Here is a 20,449-nt window from a genome sequence, read left to right on the forward strand (position 1 = left end):
ATTATCAAAATAAATTTAATCCCAGTATTTGAGATAAATCGGAAATCATTTTATATCCCACAACAGAGTTTCCGTGTTCATCCAGTGCCGGACTAAAGACCCCTACTCCCATTTTTCCGGGAACGCTTACAGCAATTCCTCCTCCTACGCCGGACTTACTTGGCAGACCAACAATTCTGGCATATTCTCCACTAAAGTCATACATACCAGCAATCAGCATTTGTGATTGTATAAGACGAGCCATATCTGTATTTTGATAACGGATATCTCCGTCAAATCTCTGACATTGATGTGCAAAGTAAAAACCTATCTTCGCCAAGTCTTCTGCAGTTACTTCAATGGAACACTGTTTAAAATAATTGTTTAAACTTTCTTCTGACTCTTCAATCAATCCTTTATTTTTGAGTAAGTAAAAAATTCCTTTATTTCTGTCTCCCGTTTCTCTTTCTGAATTATACACCGCTTTATTGTAATTAATTGTATTATTTTTAGTGATGTATTTTATTCTTTCCAGTATTTTTTGAAATGGTTCTTCGCCTGTTCCTTCAATCATGGAAGTAATCAGTATAGCTCCTGCGTTCATCATCGGATTAAGAGGAATTTTGTCTGTTTCTAAATTTGAATAGTGATTAAAAGGTTTGTCTGTTCCGTAATATCCTACTTTAGAAAAAACCTTTTGTTCTCCTTGCTCTTCTACAGCAATCATTAACGCTATGATTTTTGATATACTCTGAATGGTAAACTTCTGATTTACATCTCCTGCATTAATTATTTTTCCTTCATCTGTAACAACGGATAAAGCAACATATTCCGGATTTACTTTACTCAGTTCCGGAATATAATTTGCTACCTCCCCTTCATTTCTATATTTTTTGTTGTTTTCAATAATTTGATTCAGCATTTCTGCTGTAACACTATTATTTCCATCTTCTTTAATTGGATTGGTCTGAGCATAACTTATTATTCCCCAAAAGCCAACATAAGTTATAAATAATTTAATAAAAAAACGACTGAAATAATTATTCATTTTCTATACTTTAAACGATATTTTTCCTTCTAATTATTTTTCCGGTTACTGTTTCTGCAAACTTTTCTACGAATTGAATTTCTTTTGGCTTTTCATATTTTGAAAGCGACTCATAAACATCCTCAGGTAAATCATAGGGTAGGCTCTCGATAACTAAAATAAGCTTATTTCCTAAATATTCATCTTCTTTGGCAGTTACAAAAAAACGATAAGGTATTTTTTGCGTTAACTTTTCTTCTATTTGCTCCGGAAATAGTTTTACTCCTCCACTGTTAATTACATTATCAATTCTGCCTAACCAAATAAAATGCTTACTATCTCTTAACTCCACTAAATCATTCGTCACTATCTGTTCCTGATTTACACTTGGTGCTACTATAACTAAACAACCTCTTTGGTCAATCCTTACTTTCGCATGTGGCAACACGGTAAATTCAGTTTCTCCAAGCTCTTTAGCAGCAATATGAGTAATTGTTTCGGTCATGCCATATGTCTCATAAATTTTAGTTTTATGCCCTGCATACTTCAATTTTTTAGCCAACGCATTGCTTACTTTAGCCCCTCCCACAATTAGCTTTTTAATTCGATAAAGTTCTTCTATCGATTTTTCTACCTGCATGGGTACCATAGCTACAAAATCATATTCTTTCTCATTGTTTTTTAATGGTATTGAGCTGGCTTCTGCAACATCTAATTTCCATCCCAGCACTAAAGCTCTTACCAGCATTAGTTTACCCGCTACATAGCGAACCGACATGCATAAAAGCGCAATAGTTCCTTCTTTCACATCAAAAAACTCTCCTGTTGCTTTAGCCGAGTTTACCATCGCCTTCTTTTGAAGTCTTATTTGTTTTGGAGTACCTGTTGTACCGGAAGTGGTTAATAAAACATAATCCTTATCATCAAACCATTCTAAAATAAATTGTCCCAGATCCTTCCAAAACTCTACTTGTGACAACTGTTGTTCTCTTGCCCAGTCACACAATTCGTTTATTGTATAAGCCTTTGCTTCTAATCTAAATTCAGGATGAATATAATGTGTTATCATTATTAATTAATTATTTTTTTTTATTGATCCAAACAAATGTTGACTCCAATTCTTCCAGCCGTAAACCCGCGCAAAAATAAAAGTTAACAGAGGCAAGAAAATCAGTATTTGTACCAGTAAAGAACTTATCAAAATATTTTCGACAGGAGTGATATCTATGAACAGTGAATTGGTTTGAAAGGCAGTCCAATTTGAAGTAACTAATAGAGCTCCAACTAAATTATTAGCAGCATGAAAGCCCAATGCCAATTCTATTCCTTCATCCATTAATGTAATTACTCCCAAAAAAAATCCGGTTCCTATGTAATAAATCATAATGCTCCATCCCATTTGCTCTACTTCCGGATTAGCCGAATGCATAAGTCCAAAAATAATAGACGTAGTAAACAGGGAAACAGCTCTGCTACGGGTAGCTAATCCAATTCCCTGCATTAAGTATGCCCGCATAAAATATTCTTCAAAACTGGTTTGAATAGGCACAAAAATAACAGCTATCAATAAAAAGACAAAAAAGGATTGAGCATCAAAAGTAAAAATATAATTTTCCGGTTCTGTCCAGTACGAATATATAAATCCCAAAATAATAACTGCAGTCCATAAACCAAATGAAAAAACAAATCGCTTAATGTCTACTTTATTCCGAGAAGTTGTTAAGCTTAATAAAGATTGCTTATGAACAAATAAAACCCAAATAATCAAAAACAACAAGAGAAACGAAAAAGGCACTATCATTTCTAAAAAATTCATATTTTTACCTACTTCGGCGATTCTTTTACTGATAAGATCGTTAGTAGAAACTTTAAAAAGTTTTACAATCAGCCAATTTCCCAACATAATTCCCAAGAAAAACACCGTAAACGGAATATACTGCCACAACTTGGGCTTTTTATCATTCTTCAATAATTGCTCGATATATCCCATATTTAAAATTTGAATTATCTTTGGTATAAATTTATTGTTTATGATTACTATTTATCACAATCCTCGATGCAGTAAATCCCGTGAAGGTCTTTGTTTTTTAGAACAACATGGTATTGAACACAAAATTATAAAATATTTGGACGACAATATTAGTGAAATAGAACTTAAATCTATTTTAAAAAAACTAAATTACCAACCTATCCAATTAGTTAGAACTAAAGAAGCTTTGTGGAAAGATAATTTCGCAGATAAAGACCTAAATTATGATGAAATTATAAAAATTATGACAGAAAACCCAAGACTTATAGAGCGTCCTATAATTATTAACGGAGATAAAGCGATAGTTGCACGACCTATTGAAAAAATTAAGGAAATAATCACTTTTTAATTTAACTTTTAATTAACTTTATATTTTTAAACCCGACAGGTCAATTATAGTCTAACAGCCACAGATATAAACCTAACGACTATAATGGAAAAACAAAAAGAGATAATCCCGTTATTGACATTCTTATTTTTATTTTTAGGAAGCTCAATATTCGCGCAGGCACCCCAACAAAGTATAATTAGCGGAACCGTTTTAGAAGCATCTACAGGCATACCCTTAGAATACGCTAGTATCTATGCAGAAAACGAAAAAAACCCAAACATAATTTCCGGCGGTATGACCGATGCAAAAGGGCATTTTTCTTTTGAAGTTCTTTCGGGCTCTTATTTCATAAAAATTGACTTTTTAGGCTATAAGACACTTGAACTAAAAAATGTTGTTGTAAACGGCAATACTAATATCGGAACGCAAAAAGTAACAGATGACAGTCAAATGTTAGAAGAAGTTACTGTCATTGCTGAAAGATCAACCGTTGAAGTAAAATTAGACAAAAAGATTTACAATGTTGGAGAAGACATGATTGTGAAAGGAGGAACTGCCGGAGATGTTCTTGACAATGTTCCGTCTGTAACGGTTGATAGTGAAGGAGCTGTAAGTTTACGAGGAAATGAGAACGTAAAAGTGCTAATTGACGGAAAACCTACCGGACTGGCAAATAACATCCAGGAAGCCATGAAAATTCTTGCCGCCGAATCTATCGATAAAGTTGAAGTAATCACCAATCCATCTGCCCGATACGAAGCTGAAGGCGGAGCCGGAATCATCAATATCATTCTCAAAAAAGGAAAAGGACAAGGATTAAATGGCAGTATTACCGGAACTATTGGAAATCCCAGAAATTATGAATTTAACGCTAACGTTAATTACAGAAGTGACAATTTCAACTTCTTTACTACTTTAGGTTATCAAGATAGCAAGTCTAAGGGGTACGGTGTTAATGAAAATGAATATTTTGATAAAAACGGAAATACCACACAATATATCAATGAATATAAAAACAATAACCGCGAAAGAGAGGGTTACAACGGTACCTTTGGATTAGAGTGGTATTTAACACCTTCTGTTACGTGGACCAACACCTTAACCGCCAGAAGAAACAACATTCAAATGCCTAATACAGTAAGCTATGAATATCTTAATGATAATAACAGCTTCTTGTATAATCGATATCGTTACGAAAACAAAAAAGCAAATCGCAATGATATAGAATATACTACAACAATAGAAAAACAATTTGCAAAAGAAGATCATAAGCTTATTGTTGAAGCTTCAATATCGCAAGACAAAGACAAAGAAAATTCCGCTATCGAAGATATTGCGCAGGCATTAAACAAAAATTCTTTTGAAAAAAGCACTAATAATGAAAAGGAAAGAGCTGGACTTGTAAAAGTGGATTACGTTTTACCAATTGGACAGTCAGGACAATTAGAAGCTGGATATTTAGGTACTTTTAAATCAAAAACTACCGATTTTCAGCTTTTTAATCAGATAGACAATGTTTGGGAAAACAATACTAAACTTTCCAATACTTTAGAGTACAAAGAAAAAATAAATGCTCTATACCTTCAATACGGTAACAAAATTACAAGAAATCTGAGCTTTTTAGCAGGAGTACGTTGGGAAGACAGTAATATAGATGTCAATCAATTAATCAATCAGGATTTCAATAATAAAAAATATAACGATTTCTTTCCGAGTGTTTTCTTAAACTATGAATTTGATGATGCCAGTAATGTTACTGCAAGTTATAGCCGTAGAATTAACCGTCCGAGAGGTTTCTTTTTAAATCCTTTTTCAAACTATACCAGCGACATCAATTTTTTTCAAGGTAACCCAGATTTAGATCCTTCTAAAACACATGCTTTTGACTTAGGATATTTAAAAAAATGGACTGGTATTACGGCAAATGCTTCTGTTTATTATAACAAAACAGATGATTCGTTTCAATTTGTAAGACGAATTGGCGGAACTTCATCTAACGGTACTCCGATTATCGTGAGTTCACCGATAAACCTTGCTACCGAATACAGATATGGAGTTGACATTACATTAAATTACACTCCCTTTAAATGGTGGAGATTAAATGGTAATTTTAACTTTTTCAGAAGCGAAACCCGAGGCGATTATACATTTGTTGACTTTGACGGGAATAAAGAAACACAGAATTTTGATAATAATGCTTATGCCTGGTTCAGCCGTTTGAGCTCAAAAATTACATTGCCTTACAAAATTGATTGGCAAATGAACGGAATGTATCGAGCTCCCCAAACTACAGCTCAAGGAGAAATAAAAGGAAATTTATCTGCTAATCTTTCTCTAAGCAAAGACATTCTAAAAGATAAAGCAACAATTACTTTTAACATAAATGATTTATTCGATTCCAGAAAAAGAGAATCTGATACCTATTTACCACAATCTTATTCACACAGCGAGATGCAGTGGAGAGGCAGACAAGTTAATTTATCTTTTACCTACAGATTTAATCAGCCTAAAAACGTCAAACTGCAGCGCGGAATGAATAGCGGAGACAGCGGAATGGACAATGCAGAAATAATGTAAAAATGTTCTCTATTTATAAAAATAAGCGAAACAAAAACAAAAAAATCTAAAAAGAGAACATCTATAACCTCAAAAAATAAAATATTTTTGAGGTTATTTTTTCTAATTACTGTATCTCCCAGAAAATAACAATAACTATCATTTATTCAAAGTTTATAAGTGCAAGCTTTGAACATATAAACTATAAATGAAATCCATTTAAGAACCTTTCTATAAGATGTATACTGACGGTTTAAAGGATAATACAATATTGGTTTAACGAACTATGGCTCATAAGAGATCAGTAAATGGAATCCCACGTGACATCTTCCAATATGTTCTCTGCGTTATTTTCTGTAATTTTCAGAGGATAATTCTACTTGTTTCAGGTGATGTAAAGGATGATATGACATCAAATAAAACATTTCTCGAATAGTCAGTTTTCCGAGTAATGGATGAGGTATTGATAGAGAATCCAATTCTTCTTCTGAATAATTATTTAAAAGAATTAATATTATTTCAACATGGTGTTGAATATTAGAAATTATTTCCTGTTTTTGGTCAAATAGAATTACAGTATCAGGTACAAATTGTTCAGGAGATTTTCTATCGGTTTTTAAATAGTTATCAAAAACCTTTTGATAATCCCAAGTTGGTCTGTCTATTGTTCCAAATTTTTCTGCCATATAAGCTTTCGAAGATAAAATTTTAGGAAACGGCATTAATGTCAGTAAAATGTGTTTTAATTGTTGCGCAGCAGACCATTTATTATTGTAAATGTAGATAAACTCTTCGCTATCTAAATTATCAACATACTGGATTAATTTTTGATGATTTTCCTTAAAAATCTTTATAAGCTCTCTCTTTTCCATAACAAATTTTTTATTTTTACAAAATAAGAAAGTTTAGAGAAGGCATACAATGAACTTTGGTTAATAAATTTGCTTCCGTATTCTGCTTAATGCCTGTGGCGTAATTCCAATATATGAGGCTAAAAATTTAAGAGGTACCTTTTCGATAAAATGCGGCTTATTTTTTAAAAGATATAAATATATTTCTTTTGGAGATGACTTTAAAAGTTGTATTTCTCTGATGGTTTTGTTGCGAAGCTGTTCTTCTAAATATACCTTTTGTGTTGTGGCACAAAGTTTAGATTCTAAAAAAAGCTTCTTCACTTCATCCATACCAACATACCATAAAAATCCATTGTTTATTGGCTCATAGAAAAATTGATCTTCAATTTCTTTGACTGATTTCACAGTAAAAATATCTCCTTCAAAATAAAAATCTACAGAAATATCTCCACTTAGTTCCTTTTCAGAGTCTATCATATATTTCCGGATAGTTCCTTTTTGAAGGAAACAAAGAATATCGTTTGGAAGAATTGTCTTCTTAGCGAATTTTAATAAGGAAAGTTTACTCCAAATTTCTGCATAGTCATTTATAGGGTATTTTTTTGAAAATATATTTTTATCTATTTCTGTTATCACTTGATTTATTTTAGATTTTTAAATCATGCTTACATACTACTCTCAAATATACAAATGTTTTTTCCAATCTAAAACAATCCTAAGCAAACGCACAAAATAATCAATATGAAATACTTATAAACAACTTCAGATTACACCAGCAATACAAAATGCTTTTTAAGATAAAAAAACCCAAACTTTTACTTGCTTGGGATTTTTATTCAGATTAGGATCTGTTTTATTTTACAGCTTCTTCTGCTTGTTGCTGTACCGGAAGATCTGCTCTGGTTAAGAAAGTTATTACCTCTGCATCTATTTCTCCAATCGTTTTCTTAAACAATTCAAATGCTTCAAATTTATAAATCAACAAGGGATCTTTTTGTTCATGAACGGCTAACTGAACAGATTGTTTTAACTCATCCATTTTACGAAGGTGTTTTTTCCACGCTTCATCCAAAATTCCTAAAGTCACATTTTTCTCAAAATCATCAATCAAAGAAGCTCCCTCTGTTTGATAAGACTTTTCTAAATTTGTAACAACATTGATTGTTTTAACTCCGTCAGTAAATGGTACCACAATGCGTTCAAATTGCCCTGAATTGTTTTCGTAAACATTTTTAATCACTTTAAATGCCTCCGCAGCACTTCTCGTGCACTTTTCTTGATAAGCAGTAAATGCTTTTTCGTATAATTTATTAGCAAGCGATACAATGTCCCCTCTGTTAAAGTCATCTTCTGAAACAATATCATTCGTTCCAAAATTACGAATCATATCAAACTCCAGATTTTTATAGTCATTTGCCAATTTATTGTTTTCGATGATTCGCTCACACAAATCATACATCATATTTGCTAAATCAACTTTTAAACGATCTCCAAACAAAGCGTGCTTTCTTCGTTTATAGATTACTTCTCTTTGAGCATTCATAACGTCATCATACTCCAGCAAACGCTTACGAATACCAAAGTTGTTTTCCTCTACTTTTTTCTGTGCCCTTTCAATTGATTTTGTCATCATTGAATGCTGAATCACCTCTCCTTCTTTTAATCCCATTCTGTCCATGACTTTTGCCACGCGCTCAGAACCGAATAAGCGCATTAGGTTATCCTCTAATGACACATAGAATTGAGAGCTTCCCGGATCTCCCTGACGACCTGCACGACCTCTTAACTGACGGTCAACCCGACGAGAATCATGACGTTCTGTACCAATAATAGCCAATCCGCCTAAATCTTTTACTTCTTGCGACAGTTTAATATCCGTACCACGACCTGCCATATTCGTTGCAATAGTTACGATTCCTGATTTCCCAGCTTCTTCTACAATTTCAGCTTCTTTTTTATGTAATTTGGCATTCAACACATTGTGTTTAATCCCTCTCATTTTTAAAGAACGGCTTAATAGTTCAGAAATTTCCACAGAGGTAGTACCAATTAAAACCGGTCTTCCTTCTTCTGATAATTTAACTACATCTTCAATAACCGCTTTGTATTTTTCGCGAACAGAACGATAAATTTTATCTTCTAAGTCCTTACGCGCGATAGGTCTGTTAGTTGGAATTTCAACAACATCTAATTTATAAATTTCCCAAAATTCTCCTGCTTCGGTAACAGCCGTACCTGTCATCCCCGCAAGTTTTTTATACATACGAAAATAATTTTGAAGCGTAACAGTAGCGAAAGTTTGGGTAGCAGCTTCAATTTTTACGTTTTCTTTTGCTTCTATGGCTTGATGCAATCCATCTGAATAACGGCGACCATCCATAATACGTCCCGTTTGCTCATCAACAATAAGTATTTTATTGTCAATCACTACATATTCTGTATCTTTTTCAAATAGTGCATAGGCTTTTAGCAATTGATTTAAAGTGTGTATTCTTTCACTTTTAACTCCAAAATCCTGAAACAAATGTTCTTTTTCTTCTGCTTCTTGCTCTTTGGATAATTTTTTAGATTCTATACGAGATATTTCTGTTCCGATATCCGGCAATACAAAAAAGTTTTCATCTGTATCCTGAGACAAATACTTAATTCCGTTATCTGTTAATTGAACTTGATTATTTTTTTCTTCAATCACAAAATATAATGCTTCATCCACTTTATGCATTTCTCTATTATTATCCTGCATATAATGGTTTTCTGTTTTTTGAAGCAATTGCTTTATTCCTTCTTCACTTAAAAACTTAATTAAAGCCTTATTTTTAGGCAAACTTCTATAAGCTCTTAGTAATAAAAAACCGCCTTCTTTTGTATTTCCTTCTTTGATTAGTTTTTTTGCTTCTGCTAAAAATCCATTTGCCAGTTTTCTTTGCAACTCTACCAGATTAGTAACTTTAGGCTTGAGCTCATTAAATTCGTGACGATCTCCTTGGGGAACCGGACCTGAAATAATAAGCGGTGTTCTCGCATCATCAATCAAAACGGAGTCTACCTCATCCACAATCGCAAAATTGTGTACTCTCTGCACCAGTTCTTCCGGTGTATGAGCCATATTGTCTCTCAGGTAATCAAAACCAAATTCATTGTTAGTTCCATAAGTAATATCCGCAGCATAAGCCGCACGTCTTCCCGGAGAGTTTGGTTGATGATTATCAATACAGTCTACAGATAATCCGTGAAACTCAAACAAAGGAGCTTTCCACTGACTATCCCTTCTTGCTAAATAATCGTTTACCGTTACAAGGTGAACTCCGTTTCCTGTTAATGCATTAAGATATAAGGGAGCGGTTGCAACTAAAGTTTTTCCTTCTCCTGTCTGCATTTCTGCAATTTTTCCTTGATGAAGTACAATTCCACCTATTAACTGTACATCGTAATGAATCATATCCCAAGTTACCTCTTTACCTGCTGCTGACCATTTGTTTGCCCAAATAGCTTTATCTCCTTCTATAGTGATATAAGGTTTATTTTGCGCGAAATCAACATCTTTTTCAGTAGCCGTCACTTCAACATAATCACTTTCTTTAAAACGACGAGCTGTTTCTTTCACTACAGCAAAAGCCTCTGGCAAAATATCCATCAGCATCTTTTCTGTATTGTCGTAAGCTAATTTTTCTAAATTATCAATATCGGCATAAATAGCTTCTTTTTTATCAATATCCTGAGTTTTTTCAATTTCCTCTCTGTAGGATGCTATTTTAGCATCTTGATCCGCTCTTGACTGTTTAATTTTATCTTTAAAATAAATTGTCTTTGCTCTTAATTCGTCATTCGACAAACCAGTCAAAGTGCTTTCGTAAGTTTTTATTTTTTCTATTATCGGCTTTATGATTTTGATATCTCTTTCTGATTTATCTCCTACAAAAGCTTTTAATATGGTGTTTATGAAGCTCATAAATTTAGGTTTTTACTTTTAATTTGCGTTTATAATTCTAATGCCAAACAAAAAAAAGCCTTGTTTCGGAGGCTTTTTTTCATCTATCGTTAATATTCATCCTCATTCCAAAGATAATCTTCGTCTGTAGGATAATCTGGCCATATTTCTTCCATTGACTCGTAGATTTCTCCTTCATCTTCGATGGATTGAAGGTTTTCTACTACTTCAAGTGGAGCTCCTGTTCTGATTGCATAGTCAATAAGCTCATCTTTTGTTGCAGGCCAAGGAGCATCGCTTAAATATGATGCCAATTCTAATGTCCAATACATCTTTATTCAGTTTTAATTTTTATGCAAAAATAATTTTATTTATGAAATTACCAAGCTTTTTTGTTTTTATTTCAATAGAATTCAAGAACGTTATTGCCTGATAAAAAATGAAGCTGCAATTTTGTCCTTTTACTCTTCTTTTTTAGGAATCCACTTTACTTCTTCAGCATTCAAATCAAAAGTCAACTTTCGTGCCAATACAAATAAATAGTCAGACAGTCTGTTTAAATATTTTAAAACTCCTTCATTCACAGGCTCAGTTTCATTTAATTGTACTGACAACCGTTCTGCTCTTCGGCACACACACCTGGCAACATGACAAAAAGACACTGTTGTATGTCCGCCTGGCAGTACAAAATGAGTCATTGGTGGCAGTTTACTTTCCATCGTATCTATTTCATTTTCTAAAAACTCAATATCCGATTCAGAAATTTTTGGAATATTTAAACGCTCTTTTCCGTTTTTTAAAATTGCTTTTTCAGGATCAGTCGCCAAAATAGCTCCAACAGTAAAGAGTCTGTCTTGAATTTCAATCAAAGTCTTTTTATACAGCGGGTTGATATCTTGATCTCGGATGAGTCCAATGTAAGAATTTAATTCGTCTACAGTTCCATAACTCTCAATCCTTATATGATGTTTTGGCACTCGAGTGCCACCAAAAAGTGCTGTGGTTCCCTTGTCTCCTGTTTTAGTATAAACTTTCATTTTGTTACTTTTAGAGGGTTTTTTCAAAATTTTTAAAGTAAATTTTGATTCGTATTTATTTTCTCTAGCAAAATACAATAAAAACCGAAATGTAAAAAACTTAAATACAAAACTATTTAATGCGTTCATCACTTTCAATTATACCGTCTCTTAGACGTATAATCCTATGTGCATGAGCAGCAATATCTTCTTCGTGCGTAACAAGAATAACAGTATTACCCTCTGCGTGTATATGGTTAAAGAGAGCCATGATCTCGACAGAGGTTTTAGTGTCTAGATTTCCTGTTGGTTCATCTGCCAGTATAATAGAAGGTTGATTGACTAATGCACGGGCAATTGCTACCCTTTGTCTTTGTCCTCCGGAAAGCTGATTAGGGTGGTGATCTTTTCGATCGGCTAATCCAACTTGGTCTAATACTTCAGAAGCTCGGTTTTGGCGCTCTATTTTAGACTTTCCTGCGTAAATCATAGGAAGTGCAACGTTATCCAAAGCTGTAGTACGCGGCAAAAGGTTAAATGTCTGAAAAACAAAACCAATATCTCTATTGCGGATTTCTGCCAATTGATCATCATTTAGCCGGCTGACATCATTTTTATTTAAAATATAAGACCCCGAAGTTGGAGTATCCAAACATCCTAAAATATTCATTAAAGTAGATTTTCCGGAACCTGACGGTCCCATTAAAGCGACATAATCTCCTTTTTTGATTTGCAGATTGACTCCTTTTAAGACTTTGACTATTTCACTTCCAAGTTTAAAATCTCTCTTTATTTCTTTTATATTTATAATAATATCTGTCATACCACTGTAATTAAACTCCATCTATAAGTAATGAAAAGTAAGAATATGTTACGTTTTTCCTTCATTTTTTTTACATCCTCAGTATAAAATGCTGTTTCACCTGTTCCCGTCTAATAAAAGCTAAACCGTAATAATAAAAATCAATGGTTACTACAAAACCGTCATCTTTCACTATATTCTGCCATATTTTTTTTAATTCCTTAGTTTGTTCACTTTTATCCACAAGCAGTATACTATCGTTATGCATAGCATCAATTAAATTATGAAGTTGATACATCCGGTTATCACAAGGGGTGCCAATCCATATTAAATCAACTTTGCTCAGAACTTCTGAATCATTTTTTTCTACTTTTATAAATGGAGGCAACTTTTGTTCTGTTTCTCTACATAACCATACGCTTTGAGGTTTAAAATAATCTATTATACGTGGAATAAAACTTTCCTTTTTACTGCATTGTTTCCACTTTTTATCTTTACTATATATCCCCTTAGTTAGCAAAGAAAAAACAAAAGGAGAATGAACACCGTGTTGATTAGTTGACTGATAGAGAAACTTTAAATATGTTAAACACATTGATTTTATTTTGGCTATTGCATCACAAAGGTAGTTCGTTTAAAAATAGTTGCAAAAAACAATTTTTATTTACCTTTTTTAAGGTACTAATAGTTAAGTAAATAAATTCAATATAATGATAATACAATTAAAAAATGCTAGTTTAGGTTTGTAATTACGGATTATCATCTTATATTTGCACTCGCAAACAAATAGGCCACGTGGCGCAACTGAATAGCGCATCTGATTACGGCTCAGAAGGTTGCAGGTTTGAATCCTGCCGTGGTCACAAAATACTTTTTGGCGATGTGGCGCAACTGAATAGCGCATCTGATTACGGCTCAGAAGGTTACAGGTTTGAATCCTGTCATCGTCACTATAAAAAACTCATCTTAAATAGATGAGTTTTTTATTATATTAATGTAAATTTTGCGACACGTACTACTAAAACAAAAATTCAAGCTCTACTCACTTTACTCTTATTTATCCTTAAATTCTTTTTACAATTAATCTCCAAAACATCTAAAATCTACATTTTTCACTTTAAAATTTATCTTTTGGTGGGAAACAAAAAACAAATAATACCGCTGTAATTAAAAAGAGTAAAATATACAAATACAAGATATTATCTGTAAATAAACCAAAAACTAAGAAAAGTATAGTAGCAATTAGACCTGCTACTATAAATTTATAACTATTTTTATCAATAAACTTCTCTAATCCTTCCTCTAAATCTTTTTCCAAAAGCTCTTGTTCTTCTTTATATTTTAGATATTCATCTTTATTTTTAAAATTTTTTACTTCTATAAATTTTCGAACTATAAAAAAAGCTATCAGTGCTATAAAAACAAATAAAACATAATTATTCATTATCCAATCTCCCTAACTATTTTTCGCTAAAAGTAATACTATTTAAATAATTTGTGCAAAATTTATTGCAGGCTTCCCTTTCTTGTAAACTTCTCTTTTTTAGAACACCTCTAAATTCAACAAATAATTCTTATTATGTTCAGGTTTGATGAAGAACTTAAATTCTTCAAGGTTTTGAAATTACTTTCTCATAAATAACCCCATTAAAAACACCTATTCCTAATGATTCTATTTCACCATTAGCATTACCAAAATAAACCTCTTTATCAATATTATCATAACGTCCTTTTTCAACATACCCAAACAATTTATATTTCACTACCTTATTCACAGTTTCTGCATTACTTATTTGATCTATTGCTTTACCTGTTATTGATACTCCCAAAAAATCATCTCCTGCCAAGCTCGTTTTACTTTCATAATTTGTTATTTTTCTTGATCCTTGATCTAATTCTACTAACGTATTATCTTCCTTTACTTTAGTTAAGGTGACCCCAATATAACCAACAACTATAAGATTATTTTCTTTATTATTATATATATAAATAGGCACGTCATACTCCAAAAAAAGGATATTATCTGTATTGGGAGATAAAATAACTTCTAAATCCATTTCTAAAGTAATTTGCTCTTTAGAAGGATCCATTACATTAGCACTTTTATCTGTATGAACTGTTCTTTTACTCTTAACATATTTAATAGTTTTCAAATTAAAACTATCCGAACTATAATCCATTGTAGCGATATCCCCATCTTGATTCAATACTATTTTACGCAAATACTCAGGTGTTCGCTCTAATCCTTCTAAACGAATATAACTATTTTCAGGATTTGCAACTTGAATTTCCTTAGGGTTTATATCTAAATTTGTTACTGGGTCTTCGACCCCAATCCCAACCTGTCCAATCATTTTTATGCTGAACAAAATAAAAAACAACATATTAACTCTTTTCATCACTTTTATTCTATTAATTCATTAATTGTAATAAAAAAAACTCCTCTTCCCCAGTTATAATTCTGATGGTCAACCCTATCATCATATGAACCAAATGTAATAGTATAATTACGTAGATTGATATGATCTGTAAAACCATATACATCATATACTATCTCTAACGGAACATTTGTATCATTTTTTACAGTATCTACATAGGTGCAAGAAATTGCTCTGCCTATGGCAGTTACAGCATTAGCATTGGATAGACTTGGAGAAAAAACACGAACAGAAGTATTTATTTTCTCAAATATTCCATCTCCTTGTTTCTTTTTCAAAAAAACACCAAAATCTCCTTTTGGATTTCCCGTTGCTCCATACAGTGCAGGGATACTATAAGCTATTTCTAATACATAAGTTTCATTGGGAGGTACTACAATTTTGCTATTCAAGTTTAGTGATTCCTCTTCGTAAATAACATTTCTATCTGGTGTATTGTCATTTGGAATATAAACGTTTTTATTCATCTTAGCTGTCAAAACATTTTTAAACATTAAATTAGTTGGTAATCCTGTAAAAACAGCTAAATTTCCTTTTGCATCTGAAATTAAATGTTTTGGATAATCAATCATAGATTCCTCCACATGAATTACGTCTTTTAATTTTACATTTTTACCAATATGTACTGCTGCCTCAGGATTCTCTATACCAATTCCTACCTGAGCCATACAAATGATGCTTTGAAATAGTAGAATTGCACTTATAATTTGTTTCATTTTCTTACTCGTTAATTGTTTCTCCATAATAAGGTTTGTGATAAACTTTAATTAGTAGCATACCTGCTTCTCCTCTGCCATCAGACATTTGTGAACCATATTGAACTATTCCATCATTATCCTTAGTATAGCTCATTAATTTATAAGTTATTTTTTTTGAATGAACATCGCTATTAAGTACTTCTTGAATATTCATTCCTTCAATAAACGAACGCCTAAACTCTAAATTGGGGTAGGTTTTCTCATATTCACTCGGTATAGATAATGACCTATTCCCTTCTGCTACATTACTATAATTGCCTTCTTGCTCCTCTTTTTTCATTAATCTAACGCCTATTTCACTAACTAAAGGTGTATCGCTAAACGCTGAATAGCCCTCTGTTTCGAAAGAAACTGGTACATTATAGTGAATTTCAAAAATTGAAATTGTACGTGGTAGTAGTTCTAGTTCTATCTCTAAAAACAAATCCTTACTCTTATCTGTTTGATTTAAAACTACTTTATCCTCCATTTCATCAGAAATCATCTTAACAAAATAAGATCGCTCACTTTCAATCTCTAAATATCCTAACCTCCCTTGATTATCCATCAAAACCTCTCTGTTAAACTGTTGTAAATCCCCCTCTTGTAAATTGCGGAATCGTACACTACCTTCTATTTCAATACCACTTGATGGGTTTTCTGTACCTATTCCAATCTGTGCCATCATTATACAAGAGCAGAGTAATCCTATTATTGTAAAAACTAGTTGTTTCATTATGTTCTCATGTTAATTATTTGATACTACTAAGTAATATACTACCTAAAACTTATTTCTTTACATACTCTAAAATAAGGTAATACTTCCCTTTAGGATGTTTTACAGTTACTGTACCTGGTGTTCCAAGTGTTAAAACAGTTTTTCCATTAACAACCTCTTTTTTAATTAAATCACGAGTGGAAGAATTGGTCGTTTGATTGATCAATCTAGCATCTAGTATAATTGAAGCAAAATCACCATCTAGTGTTATTTTATTTTCGGGTTGAGTTAATTCTATTTCAAAAACTCTTTGAGCTACCTTTTTATCTGTATCTAACCATTTTATATCTTTAATTTGCTCTTCCTTACTGTAGTCAACTCCATCAAAAGCAACCTGTCTGAAAGTAGCTCCTCCATCACCATCTGCTACCAATAACTCTCCGTCAATTGCTTGCTGAGACGATATTTTTGCAGCTGTTACTCCTTTATCTTTTACTACTGTCCCATATACTGAAGCAGCTCTTAACTTCGCATAGGTTACTGCATCATTAGCAATCTTTTCTGTGATTATTGCATTATTTTTTAAATGCTTGGTATCAATTGATAAGTTATTTACTTCTAATACAACTTCTTTTAAAACTGATCCTATTGCGCCTGAAGTAGCTGAAATTGTTTCTCCCTGGACTATATTAGCCTTAGATATTACCTGATCAGCTTTTCCGTAATTATATCCTCCTTGTCCATCTGTTAACAAAATTTGATTAGCCACAACACTTTCTCCATCTTCTTTTATAGAAGAAAGTTTATTTATTGTCACTGTTTTTTCTCCCAAATGTTCTGTTGTAATACCTGCATTACTAACTTTAATTGATGCTGGAGCTAGTAAGACCCCTTCCCTAGTAGAAACTGTAATAGAACTATCACTATCTAATTGTTTGCCATAACTATTCAAAGATAGAAACTTCGCTTCTCCATCACCTAAAGAGGTTAAAACAGTTCCTTGATCCGCTTGATCTGCATCTATTTTTATTGCTTGAATTGTTTTGTCTGCTATCTTTCCATTTGTAATACCTTTATCCTTTACACTAATACTCACATCCTTTAAAAGTGCTTGATTTCCCCCTATAACCTCGATACCATCACCAGCATACAAAGTTTTACCCGCATCAGCTATAGCTGCTGTAACTGTTTCAAAACTTGCTCCCCCCTCACCATCTGTAAGTAGCACTAATCCTTTAGTTTCACCATCTGCATTAATTTTCTGAGGAGTGACAGATTTATCACTTAAATGTTGTTCTTGAATTCCTGATGGAGCTATTTGAATAGTTGCCTGTTTTAAAAGTGCATGATCTCCTCCAACAACAGAGATTGAAGTATCTGCTTTTAATTCCTTTCCACTTTTTAAGGCAATTTCATCCATAAAAGAAAAGGTTGTACTTCCTTGACCATTCGTTACTAAAAATGCTCCCTCACCTATTAACTCATCTCCTATTTTGGAACTAATTTTAGTTGTTGTAACAGCAGTGTCTTTTAAGTGTTTTGTATCCACTCCTTGTTCAGCAACTGCTATACTTGTTTGTTGTAAAAGCGCCTTATTTTCAGGAGTTACTTTAATTGAAGTATCAGACAATAGGTTCTCTCCCTTACCGGAGAAAATATTTTCATTTATTTCTTGATAATTTACAGCCCCATAACCATCTGCAGTTAGTACTGCATTCATTGCAGCTCTTTCAGAAGATATTTTATCTACTGTTACAGCCCTATCTTGTAATTTAGCTGTTGTAATTCCTTGATCCTGTATTCCTACTGTTGTATTAGCTAGAACAGCAGATATTCCATTACCACTAACAAAGCGCAGACCATCCTCTAGCTGTAAATCTTTCGCTTCTTGTACTATACTCGCTCTATCCACATAAGTAAACCCACCCTCACTGTTTGTTACCATTACCATTCCTTCATCCGAACCTATACTACTTAATTTGTTAATCTGAATTGTTTGTTCAGCTATTTGTTGGTTAGTAATACTTTGCTCCTTAATTCCTAATCTAATGTCTTTTAACAAAGCCTTATCTCCTGTGACAGTAACCCCTTGTTGGTCAGGCATGATGGTAATAATATCATCTGTTAATAAATTACCAGCTACAGAGTCATAAATTTTATCCATTTCTCCCCAAACTGTTCTTCCTTGATCATCACTTAGCAATACCCTACCTTTCCCTACATTACCAGAAGTAATCTTGTTATTTGTTACAGCTAATTCGGCTATTTGAGCTGTTTTAACCGCATTATCAGCCAATTGCTCAGTATTAATACTCTTTTCTTTAATACTTAAATTCACGTCCTCTAACACTTTGTTTATTCCATTATCAGATACTACAATAATATCATCAGTAGTTATTGTACCTTTATTCTGTAGAAGCTCAGCAGTTAAAGGTTGATAATTAACTCTTCCCTGTTCTCCAACTATAGCTACGTATCCTTGTTCCTCTTCTTTAGCAATAAGCTTGGAGGCAGTAATAGATTGATCATTCACCTCTAAGATTACGTTTTGAAGTACTGCCCCATCTGCGCCTTGTATTGCGGAGATTGTTTCTCCTGGTATGATAGTTCCTTTTTCTGTCAGCATATCAGTTGTTAAAGGTTGATAACTTACAGTTCCTCCCGTACCAACTATAGCTACCGATCCTTCACTAGCATTTTCTGCATTAAGTTTAGAAGCTGTTACAGCTCCATCAGCAATGTGTCTTTCTTTAACTCCCGAAATATTAAGCTCTATACCAACTTCTTTACCTTGTTCTCCAATTAATACATTCTCTCCTCCTTTAACCAAAATAGTCTGTTCTGTATCTCCTACAATATCTCCATTGACAGCATGTATTAAAGCTTCTGTCAACGGTGTAAATACAGCGCCACCAATTCCATTAGCTGTCAACACAGCGCCATTCCCCATATTTTCAGAACCTATTTTCTCTGCCGTTACGCCTTTATTTTCAATATGTTTTGTTACAATTCCGTTGGTAGAAACCTGGATTTTAACCCCCTTAAGAAGAGAAGCGGAAGCATCACCTTCTAACTTTAAAGAATTATCTACAGATAAGGCCTCTCCTTGTAATATAGTACCTAATTCCTGGTACTTTACGGTACCATCATTTTGAACTATAGCAACAAAATTGTTCTTTCCTTGCCCTGCCCACAATTTAGTCTCACTTACAGCACCATCCTTTATTTTAGAGGTAAGTACAGCGTTGTCTTTTAAGTGCTCTGTATCGACTCCTTTTTTGGCTATTTCAATACTTACTTCATTTAGCAATGACTTTTCCCCATTAGTTACTTTAATAGATTCATCTGATAACAGCGCTTTCCCTTTTGTTTCTATTATTTCATATATATTATTTTGAACATCTTCATTGGTGATAATTTCCTCAAAGTTATTGGTAACGTCACCCACAACATCAATGGTGACCTCATCAAGCGCTTCGTTTTTATATACATAGGTACCGGTGTTTACTCCGTTTACTTGTTCCGGTGTAATAGTGGTTACTGTCTCAAAAGATTTGACCAATGCTGAAATATCTATGAGCTGATTCTCTCCTGCCTCATCTAAATACTTAAAAACAAAACTGCCGTTTTCCTCTACATACGTTACGTTACCCAGCGGAAGAGCGTTATTGAAATACTGATTTAAAATCTCCTGAACATCTTCATTGGTGATAATTTTCTCAAAGTTATTGGTAACGTCACCCACAACATCAATGGTGACCTCATCAAGCGCTTCGTTTTTATATACATAGGTACCGGTGTTTACTCCGTTTACTTGTTCTGGTGTAATAGTGGTTACTGTCTCAAAAGATTTGACCAATGCTGAAATATCTATGAGCTGATTCTCTCCTGCCTCATCTAAATACTTAAAAACAAAACTGCCGTTTTCTTCTACATACGTTACGTTACCCAGCGGAAGAGCGTTATTGAAATACTGATTTAAAATCTCCTGAACATCTTCATTGGTGATAATTTCCTCAAAGTTATTGGTAACA

General features: G+C 33.1%; 16 protein-coding genes, 2 tRNA genes and 1 pseudogene. 4 read left to right on the forward strand and 15 right to left on the reverse strand.

The annotated features are described in order from the left end of the window. Positions 1–4 precede the first annotated feature (4 nt). From glsA to C8P70_RS09930, 3 genes are read right to left on the reverse strand one after another with little or no spacing between them, the layout of a single operon-like run. A complete protein-coding gene (gene glsA, locus C8P70_RS09920; RefSeq protein WP_133713171.1) occupies positions 5–1,027 on the reverse strand; it encodes a glutaminase A in 1,023 nt (340 codons plus the stop codon). A 10-nt stretch (positions 1,028–1,037) separates the two neighbouring features. Further along, positions 1,038–2,075 carry an AMP-binding protein gene (locus C8P70_RS09925; protein WP_133713172.1) on the reverse strand — a complete coding sequence of 346 codons (1,038 nt, stop codon included), beginning with the start codon at positions 2,073–2,075 and terminating at the stop codon, positions 1,038–1,040. A gap of 6 nt (positions 2,076–2,081) precedes the next feature. Then, entirely contained in the window at positions 2,082–2,996 is a 915-nt protein-coding gene (locus C8P70_RS09930; protein ID WP_133713173.1) for a CPBP family intramembrane glutamic endopeptidase, read from the reverse strand. A 40-nt stretch (positions 2,997–3,036) separates the two neighbouring features. Between C8P70_RS09930 and arsC the strand changes: the two genes are divergently transcribed. Then, positions 3,037–3,384, forward strand: a complete 348-nt coding sequence (gene arsC / locus C8P70_RS09935) for an arsenate reductase (glutaredoxin) (protein ID WP_133713174.1) — start codon at positions 3,037–3,039, stop codon at positions 3,382–3,384. Positions 3,385–3,468: 84 nt separating this feature from the next. Further along, positions 3,469–5,943 (forward strand): outer membrane beta-barrel family protein, encoded by a 2,475-nt coding sequence (locus C8P70_RS09940; RefSeq protein ID WP_133713175.1) that lies wholly within the window; start codon positions 3,469–3,471, stop codon positions 5,941–5,943. Positions 5,944–6,269: 326 nt separating this feature from the next. Here C8P70_RS09940 and C8P70_RS09945 read toward each other — a convergent pair whose 3' ends face one another. The 7 genes from C8P70_RS09945 to C8P70_RS09975 all read right to left on the reverse strand — a co-directional run bounded on the left by C8P70_RS09945 (position 6,270) and on the right by C8P70_RS09975 (position 13,117). Next, positions 6,270–6,794 carry a DinB family protein gene (locus tag C8P70_RS09945; RefSeq protein ID WP_133713176.1) on the reverse strand — a complete coding sequence of 175 codons (525 nt, stop codon included), beginning with the start codon at positions 6,792–6,794 and terminating at the stop codon, positions 6,270–6,272. 60 nt (positions 6,795–6,854) lie between these two features. Then, positions 6,855–7,412, reverse strand: coding sequence for a Crp/Fnr family transcriptional regulator (locus C8P70_RS09950; protein ID WP_133713177.1), 558 nt, complete (start codon positions 7,410–7,412; stop codon positions 6,855–6,857). A 217-nt stretch (positions 7,413–7,629) separates the two neighbouring features. Then, complete coding sequence (gene secA / locus C8P70_RS09955; protein WP_133713178.1) at positions 7,630–10,725, reverse strand: preprotein translocase subunit SecA; 3,096 nt, start codon at positions 10,723–10,725, stop codon at positions 7,630–7,632. Positions 10,726–10,814: 89 nt separating this feature from the next. Then, complete coding sequence (locus tag C8P70_RS09960; RefSeq protein ID WP_002986941.1) at positions 10,815–11,036, reverse strand: DUF2795 domain-containing protein; 222 nt, start codon at positions 11,034–11,036, stop codon at positions 10,815–10,817. 129 nt (positions 11,037–11,165) lie between these two features. Beyond that, the gene (locus tag C8P70_RS09965; RefSeq protein WP_133713179.1) at positions 11,166–11,741 is read right to left on the reverse strand and encodes a cob(I)yrinic acid a,c-diamide adenosyltransferase; all 576 of its coding nucleotides are present in this window, start codon (positions 11,739–11,741) and stop codon (positions 11,166–11,168) included. Positions 11,742–11,853: 112 nt separating this feature from the next. Further along, a complete protein-coding gene (locus tag C8P70_RS09970; RefSeq protein ID WP_133713180.1) occupies positions 11,854–12,543 on the reverse strand; it encodes an ABC transporter ATP-binding protein in 690 nt (229 codons plus the stop codon). Positions 12,544–12,613: 70 nt separating this feature from the next. Beyond that, a complete protein-coding gene (locus tag C8P70_RS09975; protein ID WP_133713181.1) occupies positions 12,614–13,117 on the reverse strand; it encodes a hypothetical protein in 504 nt (167 codons plus the stop codon). A gap of 194 nt (positions 13,118–13,311) precedes the next feature. On the opposite strand from C8P70_RS09975, the gene C8P70_RS09980 reads away from it, so the two are divergent. Then, positions 13,312–13,385: transfer RNA gene (locus C8P70_RS09980), tRNA-Arg, on the forward strand. A 13-nt stretch (positions 13,386–13,398) separates the two neighbouring features. Then, positions 13,399–13,472: transfer RNA gene (locus tag C8P70_RS09985), tRNA-Arg, on the forward strand. A 167-nt stretch (positions 13,473–13,639) separates the two neighbouring features. Here the strand turns inward: C8P70_RS09985 and C8P70_RS09990 are convergent. The 5 genes and pseudogenes from C8P70_RS09990 to C8P70_RS10010 form a co-directional block, all read right to left on the reverse strand. After that, the gene (locus C8P70_RS09990; RefSeq protein WP_133713182.1) at positions 13,640–13,966 is read right to left on the reverse strand and encodes a hypothetical protein; all 327 of its coding nucleotides are present in this window, start codon (positions 13,964–13,966) and stop codon (positions 13,640–13,642) included. 166 nt (positions 13,967–14,132) lie between these two features. Beyond that, positions 14,133–14,921: a hypothetical protein gene (locus C8P70_RS09995; RefSeq protein ID WP_166666212.1), complete on the reverse strand. Its 789-nt coding sequence runs from the start codon at positions 14,919–14,921 to the stop codon at positions 14,133–14,135. A gap of 5 nt (positions 14,922–14,926) precedes the next feature. After that, positions 14,927–15,676: a hypothetical protein gene (locus tag C8P70_RS10000; protein WP_133713184.1), complete on the reverse strand. Its 750-nt coding sequence runs from the start codon at positions 15,674–15,676 to the stop codon at positions 14,927–14,929. 4 nt (positions 15,677–15,680) lie between these two features. Continuing rightward, entirely contained in the window at positions 15,681–16,385 is a 705-nt protein-coding gene (locus C8P70_RS10005) for a hypothetical protein (protein WP_133713185.1), read from the reverse strand. 100 nt (positions 16,386–16,485) lie between these two features. Further along, positions 16,486–20,449: pseudogene (locus C8P70_RS10010) on the reverse strand (hypothetical protein); the annotation flags it as partial.

Origin of the sequence: Myroides indicus (assembly GCF_004364575.1) — a bacterium.
In the GTDB taxonomy this organism is placed as follows: domain Bacteria; phylum Bacteroidota; class Bacteroidia; order Flavobacteriales; family Flavobacteriaceae; genus Flavobacterium; species Flavobacterium indicum_A.

Excerpts from the sequence above, each read along its gene's own strand:
- glsA (WP_133713171.1), bottom strand. The coding sequence starts at position 1,027 with ATGAATAATTATTTCAGTCGTTTTTTTATTAAATTATTTATAACTTAT.
- C8P70_RS09925 (WP_133713172.1), bottom strand. The coding sequence starts at position 2,075 with ATGATAACACATTATATTCATCCTGAATTTAGATTAGAAGCAAAGGCT.
- C8P70_RS09930 (WP_133713173.1), bottom strand. The coding sequence starts at position 2,996 with ATGGGATATATCGAGCAATTATTGAAGAATGATAAAAAGCCCAAGTTG.
- arsC (WP_133713174.1), top strand. The coding sequence starts at position 3,037 with ATGATTACTATTTATCACAATCCTCGATGCAGTAAATCCCGTGAAGGT.
- C8P70_RS09940 (WP_133713175.1), top strand. The coding sequence starts at position 3,469 with ATGGAAAAACAAAAAGAGATAATCCCGTTATTGACATTCTTATTTTTA.
- C8P70_RS09945 (WP_133713176.1), bottom strand. The coding sequence starts at position 6,794 with ATGGAAAAGAGAGAGCTTATAAAGATTTTTAAGGAAAATCATCAAAAA.
- secA (WP_133713178.1), bottom strand. The coding sequence starts at position 10,725 with ATGAGCTTCATAAACACCATATTAAAAGCTTTTGTAGGAGATAAATCA.
- C8P70_RS09960 (WP_002986941.1), bottom strand. The coding sequence starts at position 11,036 with ATGTATTGGACATTAGAATTGGCATCATATTTAAGCGATGCTCCTTGG.
- C8P70_RS09965 (WP_133713179.1), bottom strand. The coding sequence starts at position 11,741 with ATGAAAGTTTATACTAAAACAGGAGACAAGGGAACCACAGCACTTTTT.
- C8P70_RS09970 (WP_133713180.1), bottom strand. The coding sequence starts at position 12,543 with ATGACAGATATTATTATAAATATAAAAGAAATAAAGAGAGATTTTAAA.
- C8P70_RS09975 (WP_133713181.1), bottom strand. The coding sequence starts at position 13,117 with ATGTGTTTAACATATTTAAAGTTTCTCTATCAGTCAACTAATCAACAC.
- C8P70_RS09990 (WP_133713182.1), bottom strand. The coding sequence starts at position 13,966 with ATGAATAATTATGTTTTATTTGTTTTTATAGCACTGATAGCTTTTTTT.
- C8P70_RS09995 (WP_166666212.1), bottom strand. The coding sequence starts at position 14,921 with ATGAAAAGAGTTAATATGTTGTTTTTTATTTTGTTCAGCATAAAAATG.
- C8P70_RS10000 (WP_133713184.1), bottom strand. The coding sequence starts at position 15,676 with ATGAAACAAATTATAAGTGCAATTCTACTATTTCAAAGCATCATTTGT.
- C8P70_RS10005 (WP_133713185.1), bottom strand. The coding sequence starts at position 16,385 with ATGATGGCACAGATTGGAATAGGTACAGAAAACCCATCAAGTGGTATT.